The sequence below is a fragment of the Chryseobacterium vrystaatense genome (genome assembly GCF_000737765.1).
Lineage (GTDB): Bacteria > Bacteroidota > Bacteroidia > Flavobacteriales > Weeksellaceae > Chryseobacterium > Chryseobacterium vrystaatense.
This window is the reverse complement of sequence record NZ_JPRI01000003.1, coordinates 177,413-192,129: the sequence shown is the minus strand read 5'-3', so window position 1 is coordinate 192,129 and position 14,717 is coordinate 177,413. Positions and strand designations below refer to the sequence as shown.

Annotated in this window: 17 protein-coding genes; 9 read left to right on the top strand and 8 right to left on the bottom strand. The window is 37.2% G+C overall.

Annotated elements, in window-relative coordinates; translation table 11 throughout:
* Positions 1 to 490: 490 nt before the first annotated feature.
* The 5 genes from trpB to IW16_RS10115 all read left to right on the top strand — a co-directional run bounded on the left by trpB (position 491) and on the right by IW16_RS10115 (position 4,949).
* Positions 491 to 1,675, top strand: a complete 1,185-nt coding sequence (trpB, locus tag IW16_RS10135; protein ID WP_034744189.1) for a tryptophan synthase subunit beta — start codon at positions 491 to 493, stop codon at positions 1,673 to 1,675.
* Between the two features lie 67 nt (positions 1,676 to 1,742).
* On the top strand, positions 1,743 to 2,477 hold the full coding sequence (gene trpA, locus IW16_RS10130) for a tryptophan synthase subunit alpha (RefSeq protein ID WP_034743313.1): 735 nt from the start codon (positions 1,743 to 1,745) through the stop codon (positions 2,475 to 2,477).
* Between the two features lie 80 nt (positions 2,478 to 2,557).
* Positions 2,558 to 3,289, top strand: coding sequence for a lipoyl(octanoyl) transferase LipB (lipB, locus tag IW16_RS10125; RefSeq protein WP_034743309.1), 732 nt, complete (start codon positions 2,558 to 2,560; stop codon positions 3,287 to 3,289).
* Between the two features lie 326 nt (positions 3,290 to 3,615).
* Complete coding sequence (locus tag IW16_RS10120; RefSeq protein WP_131327870.1) at positions 3,616 to 4,569, top strand: protein-glutamine glutaminase; 954 nt, start codon at positions 3,616 to 3,618, stop codon at positions 4,567 to 4,569.
* A gap of 68 nt (positions 4,570 to 4,637) precedes the next feature.
* Positions 4,638 to 4,949 carry a hypothetical protein gene (locus tag IW16_RS10115; RefSeq protein ID WP_034743303.1) on the top strand — a complete coding sequence of 104 codons (312 nt, stop codon included), beginning with the start codon at positions 4,638 to 4,640 and terminating at the stop codon, positions 4,947 to 4,949.
* A gap of 112 nt (positions 4,950 to 5,061) precedes the next feature.
* Here IW16_RS10115 and IW16_RS10110 read toward each other — a convergent pair whose 3' ends face one another.
* Positions 5,062 to 5,814, bottom strand: coding sequence for an SDR family oxidoreductase (locus IW16_RS10110; protein ID WP_034743300.1), 753 nt, complete (start codon positions 5,812 to 5,814; stop codon positions 5,062 to 5,064).
* Positions 5,815 to 6,056: 242 nt separating this feature from the next.
* Here IW16_RS10110 and IW16_RS10105 point away from each other — a divergent pair, with 242 nt between their 5' ends.
* From IW16_RS10105 to IW16_RS10090, 4 genes are all read left to right on the top strand, one after another.
* Entirely contained in the window at positions 6,057 to 6,689 is a 633-nt protein-coding gene (locus IW16_RS10105; protein ID WP_034743298.1) for an NAD(P)H-dependent oxidoreductase, read from the top strand.
* Between the two features lie 32 nt (positions 6,690 to 6,721).
* Positions 6,722 to 7,156 carry a MarR family winged helix-turn-helix transcriptional regulator gene (locus IW16_RS10100; protein WP_034743295.1) on the top strand — a complete coding sequence of 145 codons (435 nt, stop codon included), beginning with the start codon at positions 6,722 to 6,724 and terminating at the stop codon, positions 7,154 to 7,156.
* The gene (locus IW16_RS10095; protein ID WP_034743292.1) at positions 7,157 to 7,579 is read left to right on the top strand and encodes an organic hydroperoxide resistance protein; all 423 of its coding nucleotides are present in this window, start codon (positions 7,157 to 7,159) and stop codon (positions 7,577 to 7,579) included. It begins immediately after the preceding gene.
* 100 nt (positions 7,580 to 7,679) lie between these two features.
* Positions 7,680 to 8,402, top strand: coding sequence for an NERD domain-containing protein (locus IW16_RS10090; RefSeq protein WP_034743289.1), 723 nt, complete (start codon positions 7,680 to 7,682; stop codon positions 8,400 to 8,402).
* A gap of 85 nt (positions 8,403 to 8,487) precedes the next feature.
* Here the strand turns inward: IW16_RS10090 and IW16_RS10085 are convergent, their stop codons facing one another.
* The 7 genes from IW16_RS10085 to IW16_RS10055 all read right to left on the bottom strand — a co-directional run bounded on the left by IW16_RS10085 (position 8,488) and on the right by IW16_RS10055 (position 14,706).
* A complete protein-coding gene (locus IW16_RS10085) occupies positions 8,488 to 9,117 on the bottom strand; it encodes a peptide deformylase (RefSeq protein WP_034743286.1) in 630 nt (209 codons plus the stop codon).
* 111 nt (positions 9,118 to 9,228) lie between these two features.
* Complete coding sequence (locus IW16_RS10080; protein ID WP_034743283.1) at positions 9,229 to 10,101, bottom strand: ChaN family lipoprotein; 873 nt, start codon at positions 10,099 to 10,101, stop codon at positions 9,229 to 9,231.
* 243 nt (positions 10,102 to 10,344) lie between these two features.
* Entirely contained in the window at positions 10,345 to 11,373 is a 1,029-nt protein-coding gene (locus IW16_RS10075) for a hemin-degrading factor (RefSeq protein WP_034743281.1), read from the bottom strand.
* Positions 11,374 to 11,377: 4 nt separating this feature from the next.
* Entirely contained in the window at positions 11,378 to 12,028 is a 651-nt protein-coding gene (locus IW16_RS10070; RefSeq protein WP_034743278.1) for a class I SAM-dependent methyltransferase, read from the bottom strand.
* A 2-nt stretch (positions 12,029 to 12,030) separates the two neighbouring features.
* Positions 12,031 to 12,804: a heme ABC transporter ATP-binding protein gene (locus tag IW16_RS10065; RefSeq protein WP_034743275.1), complete on the bottom strand. Its 774-nt coding sequence runs from the start codon at positions 12,802 to 12,804 to the stop codon at positions 12,031 to 12,033.
* Positions 12,804 to 13,844, bottom strand: coding sequence for a FecCD family ABC transporter permease (locus IW16_RS10060; RefSeq protein ID WP_034743273.1), 1,041 nt, complete (start codon positions 13,842 to 13,844; stop codon positions 12,804 to 12,806). Before IW16_RS10060 ends, IW16_RS10065 begins: the two co-directional genes overlap by 1 nt.
* The gene (locus IW16_RS10055; protein WP_034743268.1) at positions 13,828 to 14,706 is read right to left on the bottom strand and encodes a heme/hemin ABC transporter substrate-binding protein; all 879 of its coding nucleotides are present in this window, start codon (positions 14,704 to 14,706) and stop codon (positions 13,828 to 13,830) included. Before IW16_RS10055 ends, IW16_RS10060 begins: the two co-directional genes overlap by 17 nt.
* Positions 14,707 to 14,717 lie beyond the last annotated feature (11 nt).

Sequence of the window (14,717 nt, the reverse complement as noted above, 5' to 3'; positions counted from 1 at the left end):
AAGACTTTGGGAATTCCCCGACTGGCACGAAATGAGCCCTTCAGATTTCCGCACTTTTTTTAAAGATTCGGAATTTCATTTCCTAAAGGATTTAGAAGGTAAAATATTGGCTGTTATAAGACTCAATTTTGATTTTGTTTTAGAGATCGCAGGCAAACAGTATTCCTTTGCTGAGGCAGTTGGACTGGTTTCTGCACAAAAGAAACAAGGATATGGATCACAATTGACAGCAGCGTTTAAAGACAATCTGATTCAAAGAAATATTGAAACTATAGGGTTCTGTTTGAATGATCTTCGACCTTTTTACCAACGCTGCCCTATTACAATTTTAGAAAACAGGGCTAAAGCTATTCTTGAAAACGGAGATAACGGATGGATTGCCTCTGAAGACGATGATATTTTAATTTTTAATACATCGGAAGAAACCCGGAAACTTCTTGAACAGCTTAGCCCGGAAAACAATGCTTATTTAATGACTAAAGAAAATACAATGAATTATAGAAACCCTGATGAGCACGGATATTATGGTGAATTTGGAGGTGCTTTTATCCCTGAAATGCTTTACCCGAATGTAGAGGAACTGCAGAAAAACTACTTGGAGATTATAGAATCTGAAGAATTCCAGAATGAGTATCAGGATCTGCTTAAAAACTATGTAGGACGTGCTACCCCACTTTATTTTGCTAAAAATCTAAGCCGGAAGTACAATACTCAAATCTATTTAAAAAGAGAGGATCTCAACCATACGGGAGCACATAAGATTAACAATGCCTTAGGGCAGGTTCTTTTGGCCAAGCGTTTAGGTAAAACCCGGATCATCGCAGAAACTGGTGCCGGACAACATGGTGTGGCTACCGCAACAGCATGTGCCCTGCTGGGTCTGGAATGTATCGTTTATATGGGTGAAATAGACATCCAGCGACAGGCTCCGAATGTAGCAAGAATGAAAATGCTTGGTGCAGAAGTAATTCCGGCAACTTCCGGATCAAAAACACTGAAAGACGCAGTCAATGAAGCTCTTAGAGACTGGATCAATAATCCTGTGACAACCCATTATGTAATAGGAAGCGTCGTTGGTCCTCACCCTTTTCCCGATCTGGTAGCGAGATTCCAAAGCATCATTTCAAAAGAAATCAGAGAGCAGCTTCACGAAAAAATTGGAAGAGAAAACCCTGATTATGTGATTGCCTGCGTAGGTGGAGGAAGTAATGCAGCCGGAACTTTCTATCATTTTGTAGAGGAAAAAGAGGTAAAAATCATTGCTGCGGAAGCAGGAGGATTAGGCGTTGATTCAGGGAAATCTGCCGCAACGACTTTCCTGGGAACATTGGGTGTACTCCATGGAAGCAAAAGTTTGGTTATGCAGACCACGGACGGACAGGTGATCGAGCCCCACTCTATCTCTGCAGGACTTGATTATCCGGGAATCGGGCCTTTCCATGCTCATTTATTTAAGGAAAAACGGGCTGAATTTTTCAGTATCAATGACGAGGAAGCTTTACAGTCTGCTTTTGAATTGACAAAACTGGAAGGAATCATTCCAGCCCTGGAAAGCTCTCATGCCCTGGCGGTTTTAGATAAAAAGAAATTTAAGGAAGATGATATTGTCGTGATCTGCCTGAGTGGACGTGGAGATAAGGATATGGAAACGTATTTAAGAGAAATGAGAAGTTAGAGATTAGTCCTTTAGCACTTCCAATTTATAATAACTCCTTCTAACTTCTAACATCTATATTATAACAATGAAAAAACTAAACATATATTTCACAGCAGGAATTCCGCAACTGGAAGATACCGGTGACATTATAAAACTGATTCAGCAGTCGGGTGCTGATATGATGGAAATCGGAATGCCCTATTCTGATCCGGTAGCAGATGGCCCGGTGATCCAGCAGGCTCACGAACAGGCTTTACAAAACGGAATGACGATTGAGAAACTGTTTTCCCAATTAAAAACAGTAAAAGAAGAAATACATATTCCTATCATTCTAATGGGGTACATCAATCCTGTTTTGAGTTTCGGATTTGAAGAATTCTGTCGTGAATGCTCGGAAAGTGGAGTTTCAGGGCTGATCATTCCAGACCTGCCTCCGATTGAATTTGAAAATAATTATCAGCAGATCTTAAAAAAGTATAATCTTAATTTTACGTTTCTGGTTACCCCAGAAACTTCTGACGAAAGAATTCTGTATTTAGATTCTTTAAGCTCAGGATTTCTGTATGCAGTAAGTTCTTCATCCACCACCGGAAATGAAAATGCCGTCCTGAAAAATGAAAATTACCTGTCAAGGCTTGCTTCCCTTCCCATTAAGAACCCTGTAATGATCGGTTTCGGAATAAAATCAAAGGAAGATTTTGAAAATGTCACCGAAAAAGCAGATGGCGGAATTATCGGAACAGCCTTTGTGCATGCGCTGTTGAATCATAAAGACTGGAAGAATGCTGCCATAGATTTTATCCATTCTATAAAAGGTTAAAATTCACTAAATTTGTATGTCTAAAAAATGGCAGGAAATTGCGATTCCCTAAACCATTGCAAGAAAACAGACATCAGCGTATGAATACAAATCAAAATAAGTCAGTAGAATTTGAAGATCTGGGTATAAAAGAATATCAGCCTGCCTGGGATTATCAGGAGAGTCTGATGAAAAATATCATTGATACCAAAATAAAGAACCGTGATTTGCCGGCAGAAGAACACATTACGACACCTAATCATTTTTTATTAGTGGAACATCCTCACGTGTACACTTTGGGAAAAAGCGGTCACGAAGAAAATATGCTTGCAGGTATTGACAAGCTGAAAGAGATTGACGCTACTTTTGTAAAAGTGAACCGTGGTGGAGATATCACTTATCATGGCTTCGGACAGATCGTGGGCTACCCTATTTTAGATCTTGAAAACTTTTTTACAGATATTCATTTGTATATGAGAAATCTTGAAGAGGTGATCATCAGAGCCATTGCTGAATTCGGTCTTAAAGGCGAACGCTCACCGGGAGAAACGGGAGTATGGCTGGATGTAGGAAAACCTTATGCCAGAAAAATCTGCGCGATGGGTGTAAAAGCTTCAAGATGGGTAACCCTTCATGGTTTTGCTCTGAATGTCAATACGGACATGCGCTATTTCGAATATATTATTCCTTGCGGAATCAAAGACAAGCAGGTGACCTCTTTAAAAAGAGAGCTTGAAAGAGAGCTTACTCCTGAGGAAGTCAATGATCTGAAAGCAAAAATCAGAACGCATTTTGCAGAGGTGTTTGGTGCTGAACTTGTTTACAAAGCTTAAAATTCCGGAAACAAAAAGATTATTCCTTTAAATAAAATAAATCCCGCCATTTGAATGTGCGGGAATTTTACTTTTATGATTACTTAAAAGATATCAATACATTGATATCAAAAACAGACTACAAAGCCTAAAAACAGAGGATTTATTTAAATATATTCTTGAAAATTGATTTTTTACGTAAAAATAATTTGTCAGTATCCTATTTTTGCTTACATTTAATATCACATTAAAGTGAACTATTTTTTGTAAATATTTTGTTAAAAAAATGACACACACCAAAACTTAGATAAATACATTTTATTACTAACCACCAAATTATGAGAATTATGAGAAATTTTTTGTTATCAATGATGGTATTTGTGGCAGCTCTGTCATTTAATGCCTGCTCAGACTCCAACGCCGAAAAGCTGATGGGTCAGAACGAGACCAGCAACAAAGCTTTAACGGATCTCGGAAAAACCATCCCGGTAGGGATCGAAAAGGAAAATGGCACTCTGAAAGTATCATTTATTGTTACCGCACAGTTTTATACCATTGAACCTACTCAGGAAAATGAAAAATATGTAAGCTTAATCAGAGAAGCTTTAAAAAACGAATCTCCTATTCAGGTTTTCATTAAGCCGGGTACTCATGAGATTGCAAAAGTTGAGAAAGGAAGCGAAGAAGATGTCCGCTTTTTTAAATCTGCTTTAACCAAAGAGGCTAAAAATGAAAGCAGCAAATTAACAAGTGTTCTTCCTAATGTAGCTACCCTAAACAGCATGTTTACCCTGATCAAAAATCAGGCTTGCGGTACGTCTACAGCTTCTTCCCCATGCATCACATTCCGATATCCTGTAGACGGATGCTATGCAAGAGCTCACAAAATGAGACAAATTCTGATCAACAATGGCTATGACTGTGAAAAACAGTTCGTATATGGAAACTTAAAAGCATCAACCGGCACCTGCTGCGTTGCCTGGAGTTATCACGTTGCGATCCTTGTAAGCTATAAAAATGCTGCAGGTGTTACAGAAAAAAGAATCATCGATCCATCTCTGTTCCCAAGCGGACCAGTTACAGATACTGCCTGGAGAAATGCATGTATCAATACCAGCTGTGGATCTGCATCGGTATCCACTTATGCGAATACGGCAGGAAACGTATACTACAGAAGCCCCAGTGCCTCTTATCTGTATGACAATAATTTAGTGAATACCAATTGTGTTCTTACCATATTCTCTTCACTTTCAGGATGTTCTCCGTCACCAGCACCAAATGTTGGAGGCTGTGGATTCTAATTAACTTATACAACTCCTGCAATGTCTGATAATCACTAAATTGCAGGAGTTGCCTAAATATTTTTTCTATGAAAATCTGGACTTACCTATTATTAGTATTATTTATGATCACATCCTGTTCCGGCAGCTCAAGTTCACAGAACCTGACCTGGTATAATAACTCAGTCATTACGAATGTCGCTGAAGATCCGGAAAAACCGGAAGAATTCACCCGTGTATCTATCGGAATAAGTCCACAGATCTTTTACCTGTCTAAAAAATCAGCAGATTATAAAGGGCTTCTGGAGAAAACAACCCAGAGCCACAAAAAAGGAAAATCCTATAATATAGGTATTGAAAACAAGACCAATATTATCAAACAGGTCAATGAAATTCAATGATCTGAATTAATTTTTCTTTTTGCTCAGCATACTGCACCTGAAAGCAGGCCGATGAAAAAAATTATTACTTCCTTCAAAATCCCCCATTATCAATGATAATGGGGATTTTGGCTTATCGTATCACAGAAATTCCTGCATCGACTTTAATTTCGGCTCCATGAATGTAAGAAGCCTCTTCAGAAGCCAGGAATAAAACTGTACTTGCAATTTCCTCAGGCTCTCCCTGTCTTTTAAAAGGAATAGTGGGGATAATATCAAGAACTGCACGCTCAATTTGTTCTGCATTCAATCCTGTGTTATTAAAAATATTGGTTTTAATGTGACCCGGACTAATGCCGTTTACCCGTATTCCGCGTTCTGTGAGTTCTACAGCGAACGTCTTGATAAAGGATTGTACAGATGATTTTGCAGCAGAATAAATTGAAAAATTAGGCATGGCGATCTCAGTGGCCACGGAGGTGTTGAAAATAACGGAGCTTCCTTTTCCCATCAACGGCAGCATCTGCTGGACGGTAAAGAAAGGTCCTTTTACAAGCATATTGAAAAGTTCATCAAAATGATTTTCATCTACCTGTTCAATAGGGAAAAATTTTCCATACCCTGCATTGGCAAAAAGGAGATCGATGGTTTCTGTATATTTTTTCACTTCATGCTGAAGGTTCATTATATCTTTCATACAGCCAGCGTCAGAAACGATCCCGGAAGCCCGATCGCCCAATTTTTCTAAAGCCTGACGTAAAGTCTCTTCGCTTCGGCCTGTGATAATCACATATCCGCCATCATTGATGAACCGCTGCGCTGTTGCGAATCCCATTCCATTGGTTCCGCCAGTGATCACTGCTACTTTGTTTTTAAATCTCTGCATTGTCTTTTTTTGTTTAAAATTCTACTGCAAAGTTTCAATTAAAGGATTTCTTACAAAATCTGATTCCTGCTGAATTTACTTTCCTCACCGCTATTTAGCTTTCTTCTAAAATCGTCATAAATTAAATCTATCAAAATTAAATTGTACACAATTTAATTGAGTGTACATTTGCATTAGAAATTCATCACTGAAATTTTTCAGGATGATCCAAAATAAAAAAAGTATAATTTAAAATAATAGAAATGTCATTAATAGAAGATTTACAATGGAGACATGCAGTTAAAGCTTATGATCCGTCAAAAAAAGTATCACAGGAAGATCTTAATACAATTTTGGAAGCAGCCAGACTTGCTCCTACTTCATCAGGCCTTCAGCCTTTCCGCATCATTGTTGTAGAAAATCAGGAATTAAAAGAAAAAATGACTGCAGGAGCTTTAAATCCGGAAGTCATGAGAGACTCTTCCCATGTTTTGGTATTTGCTGCGTGGGACAGTTATTCTAATGAAAAAATTGATAAAGTTTACGATCATCATACTGATGTAAGAGAATTACCAAGAGGACGTTTTAGCAGCTATACGGATAAAATCAAAGAAATGTACGGAGCACAAACTCCTGAAGAACATTTTGCCCACACCGCCCGTCAAACGTATATCGCATTAGGCCTTGCAATGGCTCAGGCTGCTGAATTAAAGATCGACAGTACTCCTGCAGAAGGTTTCAGTAATGAAGCTGTTGATCAAATTCTTAATCTTAAGGAATTGGGATTAAAAAGTGTAAGTCTTTTATATCTTGGGTACAGAGACTCAGCAAATGACTGGCTTTCAACGATGAAAAAAGTAAGAGTTCCTATGGAGGAATTCATCATCAAAAAATAATATATTCACTACAATCTTTCACATTCACCTTTATGGAAAATTCAAAATCGTTACAATTAGACAACCAGATCTGCTTTCCGCTTTATGTGATTGCGAAAGAAATCACCGGACTTTACCGCCCATTTCTGGATGAGATCGATATTACCTATCCGCAATATCTTGTCCTGATGGTACTGTGGGAAAACGATGGTCTTGGAGTCAGCCATATAGGAGAAAAACTTTTCTTGGACAGTGGAACTTTAACCCCCCTTTTAAAGAGGCTGGAGACTAAGGGAATTATTGACAGAAAACGAAAAAAAGAGGATGAAAGAGTCGTTGAAGTCTTTTTAACAGAAGCTGGGAAGCAACTTCAAAAGAAGGCTTGTGAAATTCCCGGAAAAATCCAGAATAAAATCGGAGTGGAAACAGAAGATCTTATTCATCTCAAAGAAACTATCCAAAAAATATTAAACAAAATAGAAAAATAAATGAAAACGTTATATACAACAAAAGTGACAGCACAGGGCGGAAGAAACGGCCATGTAAAAAGTGAAAACGGGGTTTTGGATGTTGAAGTAAGGATGCCTAAAGCTTTAGGTGGTGGTAATGATGATTTTGCCAATCCTGAAATGCTTTTCGCAGCCGGATATTCGGCATGCTTTGACAGTGCCCTTAACAGAGTGATCAGCTTATCAAAAGCAAAAACAGGTGAAACTACTGTGACCGCAAAAATAAGCATTGGCCAGATTGAAAACGGAGGCTTTGGTTTGGCTGCGGAACTGGATGTAAATATACCGGGCATATCTATTGAAGAAGCTCAGGCATTAACGGATCAGGCTCACCAGATCTGTCCATATTCTAATGCGACAAGAGGCAATATTGAAGTGAAGATTGCAGTGACGAATAACTAAGATGAATTGTTTTTTAATAAAAAATCTGTTTCTTTGGAGACAGATTTTTTTTAAACTAATCGAAAACCAAAAACATTAACAGAAACAGTATACATATATCATGGATAATAGTTTTTTAATTATCTTTCTATTAGTTCTGGCGATCTTATTAATTAAATACTATACTCCAAAAATAAAAGGATTTATTGGTGAGAATAAAGCTTCAAAAGCTTTAAAAAGACTAAATAATGAAAAATATACTGTCTTAAATAATATTGAATTAAATATTAAAGGCTCCTCTTCACAGATAGATCATATCATTGTTTCAAATTATGGAATATTTGTTATCGAAACCAAGAATTACAAAGGTTGGATTTTTGGCTATGAAAAAGATCAATCCTGGGTCCAGTCTATTTATAGATACAAGCGTAAGTTTTATAACCCTATTTTACAAAACCAAGGTCATATTTACGCTTTAAAACACCTATTGAAAAATTATAAATATTTGAGATATTATTCAATAATTACATTTACAAAAAGAGCAACGCTTAAAACTAAAACATATACTGATGTTGTTTATATCAATAAATTAGTCAAAACAATTAAACAATATGATTCGTATCACATTAACGAACAAACGAAGAACGAAATTGTCTCAATAATTCTAACGGCAAAAACAAACAGTCGAAATAAAGATAAAGCACTAAGGGTTAATTCTATCAAGAATCATAATATTTCATGCCCAAACTGTGGTGGAAATATTATTGAGAGAAATGGTAAATATGGAATTTTTTTTGGCTGTAATAATTTTCCCAGATGTAAATATACCAGAAATAAAAAGTAACCATTCTATTAAAAACAGCATTACAAAAATCCAAAGGTAGTGTTACATTAACTGCATAAGTTAAAAAGTTATCTGTAAGAAGCCATTATCTCGTTGTAGAATCACTCCTTTTAAAAGCGTCTACCGGTTTATAAGAATCATTCTTTTCTTTTTCCTTTTTATCTGAAATCAAAATTCCAAAGAGATGGTCGATTTCATGCTGGAAAATAACGGCGGTAAAGCCTTCTACGATTTCTGAATATTTCTGTCCTTTCAAGTCAACATATTCCAATTGAATCACTTTACTTCTGTAAAACTGATCCCTGAATTCAGGAATGGATAAATCACCTTCCGGACCAAGATTCTGTAATTCTGATCTCCAGACAATCACAGGATTGATGAAGTACTCTATTGGATTTCCTTCTTTATCAAAACGCTGTACCCAGATTACTTTTCTGTTGATTCCAACCTGTGGTGCGGCAATTCCTACTCCCCCATCTGTTGAAAGAAGAGATTCTTTCATTCTTTTTACCAGGACAGCCGTATGAGAATCGGTGGGGTTGATTTCTGAAGATAAATTCAGCAAGGTTTTATGCTGACTGTCATCTGTGGTCTGATAAATGGGAAGCGCTGTATTGACATCTCCTTTATTGATGAGTGAAATCTCAGCAGATGTGAGCTTCTGTGCGTGGATAAGGCTGATAAAAAAGATGAACAGAAAAGGTATTTTTTTCATTTTTATTATTTGTAATGCAAAGATAGATATTGTATTTCAAATAGATAATTGGGCTAAAGTCTATTTGAATGGCATTATCAAAAAAACGGGCTAAAGCCCGTCTTATAGATTTTAAAATGTTTTCGTCATATCTGCCGGAATGATCAGATTGAAATCTGTCGGGATATAATCTTTTGCCGGTACTTTCAGCTCTGGATCTTCAGATTCAAAAACAGAGATCACCGCCATTTTAAGATTCGGGTTCTTCTGCTTGATGTACCAGTAGATTCCACCAAATTCTTTGCTGTGATAGTTTCCATTGTAATGGATAAAAGTTTTCCCAGCCTGCATACTTTTGAGGATAGATTCTGCCATCGTAGCATCTTTGGTAGCCTGCGCTGAAATAAAATTCATGACTTTCGTTCCTTCTGCATGATCCCCCATCATGGCTTTCATTTCCTGATATCCGGGAGTATCGAGTGTTACTTTGATCGGAAGCTGTGCTATATAGCTTTTATCTTTCTCACTCAGTTTATTTAAAGATTCCAGTCCTTCTTTTGAAGTTTGGGAAGCATATCTCCTTGGAATATTGGTCGCAATGAAACCCACCTTTTTTGTTTTAGCAAAATCAACAAGCGGTTTATAATCGGTCGGATAATTGGTCCATAAACGGGCTGAATCCTTCAATGTTTTAGCATCAAATTTCCCTTCTAAATATTGATTCAGCTGCGCCTGATTGTCTCTCTCAAACATCTCTGCCCCAAGAATGATCTGCCCGTTTTTCTTTTGAAACAAACCTTCGGTCACTTTCAGCTGCAACCAGTGATTGATAGAACTGTTATGATTTTCGCCAAAGAAAACAACATCATATTCAGCCAGCTCTTTAATCAGTTTGTCTGTCTTTACTTCTTTTCCCTTCTTATCATAAAACTGGTAAGCTTTAAAATCCTGCCCGCTTAGAGAGCAGAAACCTGCCAGTAAAACGGCTATGAAAATATTCTTCATTTTTATTTTATTTAAATACAAATTACCTTAATGATTCTTTACAAATATCACAAATTTCCACGTTGATTCTAAACCGCAAAAGACTTGTATTGATTTAAAAACTTCGTCTCAAAAGCTTTAATGACTTTTATCGAAAAAAAATTGCAGTTTATTTATTCTTCTGTAAATCTACCAATCTGCTTTAAAAAAAAGACCGCCTTGATTTAAAAAAAGCAAAACGGTCCATTCAAAATCATCTAATTATTATTTCTCTAATTCTGCAACAAGATCTTTCCATTCCTGTAATTCAGGGATTCCAGGTTTTCTCTTTCCAAAAAACTGAACAATGAAATCTCCTTCTTTATTGAATACTTCAATCGCCGTTACTTCTCCATCTTCGGTAGGTTTCTTTACGATCCATGCCTCCGCAATTTTAGTAACATCCAGGTGTAAATTGAAATCTGGATCCATTACGTTGAACCACTGCTGATGCCAAAGTGTTTTCTTTACGTTTCCGGTATGGATCTGAATAATTCCTCTGTTTCCAACAAATACCATGATCGGGATATTCTTTTCTGAAGCATCTTCAAGAACATTGACCACTTTTGCATTGTCAATTTTTTTAGCAAATCCTTCCGGTGCCAATCTTAATGCCTGCGTTCTGCTTACTCCGAACTTTCTGGTCATCATGAAGAAATCATGAGTATCTTTCAATTCTGTCCATGCCTTTTTGAATCCTTCAGCATCAATTTCAGAATCTGCTTTCTCAGGAGCTTTAGGAGCCACTGCTTCAACAGTTAAGACTGAATTCTGATCTTCTGCTCTGAATTTTTCCGTAATAGCATCAAAAGCTGCTTCATCACTGTTTTTTGTCAGATAGATTTTATGAAGAGCAAGTCCGTCTTTTCCAAAAAACTGAAGGCTTTTTTTATCTCCTTCTACGACTGCAAATGCAGATTTCCAATGGTTAAGGAATATTCTAAGGTCAATATCTTCTCCTACAAAAAGCTGTGCATGAGGACTGCTGAAATCACCATTCTGATAGATTCCTTTTCTTTCATGTACGCATTCGTCATTACGGGTAAGTGCCATTACTTTTCCCAGTTTTTCAGCTTCGGTAAGGATGGCCGGAAATTCAGGATTAAGAACTGTTACACCTTCTCCTATGTTTGTTGCCAATAACTCAGCTTCGCTTACTTCTAACTGTGCGGCAGCATTTCTTATTCTTATATGCGGATTTTCTGCTTTCAGAGCCTCCCATTTTTCCTTTAGATCATTAACTAACGTGCTCATTATTTTATTTTTTTATGGTTAAAACTGTATAAACTCTATGGATGGTTTCGTTTCCGGATTTGCTTGGTATATCTTCTTCTTTTTCAGAAATTTTCATTCTCTTGAATTGGCTTTCAGAAACGATTTCTTCCATTTCGCTATTGCTGTACAGGGTAAAATCATATTCTGTAAAAGGGAGTTTTTCCATGAACTCTCTTTGTCCGAACGTCAGAACGAAGGTTCCTTCTTTTTTCAAAACTCTATAGATTTCATTCAGAAACTCTACCGGATTCTCCCAGAAATACACGGTATTGACGGTAAATATTTTGTCAAAGGCTTTATCTTCAAAGGGAAGTTTTTTTCCTTCATACAGTACAAAATCGGCCTGGCCTTCAAATTTTTTGTTCAGCTTTCTGGCTTCATTATACATGGTTTCGGAAATATCCACTCCTGTATATTTTAGATTTTGGGCTCTGCTTAAAATATTTTTCAGATGTGCAGCATTACCATGTCCTATTTCAAGGATGTGCTCATCATCTTCTATTAAAAGCGTTTTAATGCTTTCCAATGTCATGCTGATGTTGGTAGCATTCATCATTTCGCCAATTTCAATTCCTTTTTCGCCCTGTGGATTGGCAAGGTTTTGGGCGAGGATTTTTAATTCATCTTTTTCCATGGTTATCCAAAAATGATCATTGGGTTATTGGTAATAGGGTGTCCGCATATGGTGCACGGAAAATTGTATGCCTGACTGATCGTTTCAGCCGTGAATACTTCCTGCGGAGTTCCGTATGCAGAAACCTTTCCTGATTTCATTAATAAAATTTTGTCTGCAAACTGTGCTGCCAGATTTAGGTCATGTAACACAACGATAGCACTGTTTGCTTTTTTAGTAAAGTTCTTGATAATTTCCAGAGCTTTATACTGATGCTTAATGTCTAAGTTATTAAGAGGTTCATCCAGAAAAACGACTTTGTGTGCAATTTCATTTTCCAGTTGGGCCATTACTCTTGATAAGTGAACCCGCTGCTTTTCTCCTCCGGAAAGTGTATTGTATTCTCTGTCTTTCAGGTGATAAACATCTGTTTCATACATCATCTTATTCATCGCTTCAAAATCTTCCTGACGTGGCTGCGAATCGAAATAAGGATACCGCCCCATCATAACAACATCTTTTACATCCAAAGGAATTTCGTTGGAATTATGCTGAGAAAATTTTGATTTATGCTGGGATAATTCCCTTACTTCCCAGTCTGCAATGGATTTGTCTTTAAATAAAATTTCCTGTTTGCCCTGTTTTATTTCATTCGCCAAAACACTGAGAAGGCTGGATTTCCCAGCTCCGTTGGGTCCGACAATCGCTAAAAACTCACCATAATCTAAAGAGACATCAACGCCCTCAAGAATATGGAAATTCTTGTGAAGATAATTGATCTGATTCGCTTTTATCATTAGAGTGATTTTTTAAATTTAATTAAAATAGCGATAAAGATAGGTCCTCCGATCAGGGAGGTCAAAATACCTATTGGCAATTCTGACGGTGCTACAATACTTCTGCTGAATGTATCAGCAATCAAAAGTAAAACACTCCCCAAAACAGCCGACAACGGTAAGATGAAAACGTAATTTGATTTAAATAAAAGCCTTAAAATATAAGGTACGATAAGACCTACAAAACCAATTGTTCCTGAAAATGCAACACATGTTCCCACCATTAAAGAAGTGATGATCACAATCTGCTTTTTCAGTTTCTCAACATTTATTCCCAAATGCTGAGCATCTCTTTCTCCTAACATCATCGCATTCAATGCTTTTCCTTTCGGAAGCAAAATTATGTAAGAAATGATTAAAACAACCGTTAAAACAATATTCTTTGTCCAGGTTGCAGCTGCAAGACTTCCCATATTCCAGAAGGTAAGATCTCTTAACTGTTCATCCTTCGAAATATAAATAAGAAATCCTGTAATTGAAAATCCGATGGATGTAATGGCAACACCGCTCAAAAGCATCATGACAACATTCGTTTTTCCTGCGCTTGTAGAAATTCTATACACCAGCATCATAGCTAATAAAGCTCCAGCAAAAGCAGAAATACCTACCAGTGAAAACTGCACTACTTCAGGAAGATATTGTTTGAAATGCCCTCCTAAAACAATGGCAATGGCGGCAAGTAATGTCGCGCCGGAAGTTAAACCTATCGCTTCTCCGGTTGCCAGGGGATTTTTGAACAGCCCTTGCAGGCTTGTCCCTGAAACAGCCAGCATGCTTCCTATTAAAATGGCCATGATAATCCTGGATGTTCTTACATCCCAAATTACATATTGATCACTTAATGATAATCCCGGGTCACCTTTTATATATTGCCATAAAACTTTGAAGGGTGATGTTCCTCCAAAGTCATAGACTCCTGTATTAAGTGCCAGTACTGCTATAATGACAAGCAGTACGGCACCTATAGTTAGATAAAAGTATAGTTTACTTTGTGTTCTCAATTAAAAGTTTGTTTAATCCTACTGCTGCTTCTCCTAGTCTAGGTCCGAAACCTGAAACTAACCCTCCATCCATTGCGATGATCTTTTTATTTTTACCTGCGTTAGTCTGTGCTACGCCGGGCATTTTAAGAGCTCCTTCGTTTCCTCCTGCACCCTGAAGTCCAGTTGAGAAGAAGAATAAAATATCCGGATTAGCTTTTACTACTGCTTCCGGTGTCAATGGTTTGAAATCTTCGAAATCATTCACTGCATTTTCTCCACCTGCAAGAGCGATAAGTGAAGCCATTGGAGTATTTTTACCTGAAACCATCAGCATATTTCCTCTTGCGTAGATGAATAATACTTTAGGTTTTTTAGCAATTGGCTGTACCTGCTTCAGATCAGCATCAATTTTATCATTTAATTTTTGATAATCTGTATTTCCAATAGCTTTTGCTACGTCAGCAATCAGTTTTTTAGTTCCTTCTACAGTGTATTCCTGTTTGAAAACCTCAGTTTTGATTCCTGAAGCTTTGATCTTCGTCATCAATTCCGGATTGATATCTTTTTCTGAAGCCAAAATCAAAGTAGGACTTACCGCCATGATTGGCTCTATGGTCATTGATCTTACGTGTCCCAAATCTTTAGCCGTAGCCTTTAATGTTTCAGGATAGGTACTTGTAACATCAGTTCCAACGATTTCCTTTTCGTGGCCCAGCGCACTTACAATCTCTGTAACGCCACCGCTTAGGGTCACAATTTTATTGTTGCTTTTTGGAGTTTCAGCAGATGTTTCTGTTGTATTTTCTTTTTTAGCGCCTTCTTCTTTTTTGCAAGAATATACTGCCATCAGAATAGAAGCTGCAAGAATTATTTTTTTCATGATATACTATT

Excerpts from the sequence above, each read along its gene's own strand:
- trpB (WP_034744189.1), top strand. The coding sequence starts at position 491 with ATGAATTATAGAAACCCTGATGAGCACGGATATTATGGTGAATTTGGA.
- trpA (WP_034743313.1), top strand. The coding sequence starts at position 1,743 with ATGAAAAAACTAAACATATATTTCACAGCAGGAATTCCGCAACTGGAA.
- lipB (WP_034743309.1), top strand. The coding sequence starts at position 2,558 with ATGAATACAAATCAAAATAAGTCAGTAGAATTTGAAGATCTGGGTATA.
- IW16_RS10120 (WP_131327870.1), top strand. The coding sequence starts at position 3,616 with ATGAGAAATTTTTTGTTATCAATGATGGTATTTGTGGCAGCTCTGTCA.
- IW16_RS10115 (WP_034743303.1), top strand. The coding sequence starts at position 4,638 with ATGAAAATCTGGACTTACCTATTATTAGTATTATTTATGATCACATCC.
- IW16_RS10110 (WP_034743300.1), bottom strand. The coding sequence starts at position 5,814 with ATGCAGAGATTTAAAAACAAAGTAGCAGTGATCACTGGCGGAACCAAT.
- IW16_RS10105 (WP_034743298.1), top strand. The coding sequence starts at position 6,057 with ATGTCATTAATAGAAGATTTACAATGGAGACATGCAGTTAAAGCTTAT.
- IW16_RS10100 (WP_034743295.1), top strand. The coding sequence starts at position 6,722 with ATGGAAAATTCAAAATCGTTACAATTAGACAACCAGATCTGCTTTCCG.
- IW16_RS10095 (WP_034743292.1), top strand. The coding sequence starts at position 7,157 with ATGAAAACGTTATATACAACAAAAGTGACAGCACAGGGCGGAAGAAAC.
- IW16_RS10090 (WP_034743289.1), top strand. The coding sequence starts at position 7,680 with ATGGATAATAGTTTTTTAATTATCTTTCTATTAGTTCTGGCGATCTTA.
- IW16_RS10085 (WP_034743286.1), bottom strand. The coding sequence starts at position 9,117 with ATGAAAAAAATACCTTTTCTGTTCATCTTTTTTATCAGCCTTATCCAC.
- IW16_RS10080 (WP_034743283.1), bottom strand. The coding sequence starts at position 10,101 with ATGAAGAATATTTTCATAGCCGTTTTACTGGCAGGTTTCTGCTCTCTA.
- IW16_RS10075 (WP_034743281.1), bottom strand. The coding sequence starts at position 11,373 with ATGAGCACGTTAGTTAATGATCTAAAGGAAAAATGGGAGGCTCTGAAA.
- IW16_RS10070 (WP_034743278.1), bottom strand. The coding sequence starts at position 12,028 with ATGGAAAAAGATGAATTAAAAATCCTCGCCCAAAACCTTGCCAATCCA.
- IW16_RS10065 (WP_034743275.1), bottom strand. The coding sequence starts at position 12,804 with ATGATAAAAGCGAATCAGATCAATTATCTTCACAAGAATTTCCATATT.
- IW16_RS10055 (WP_034743268.1), bottom strand. The coding sequence starts at position 14,706 with ATGAAAAAAATAATTCTTGCAGCTTCTATTCTGATGGCAGTATATTCT.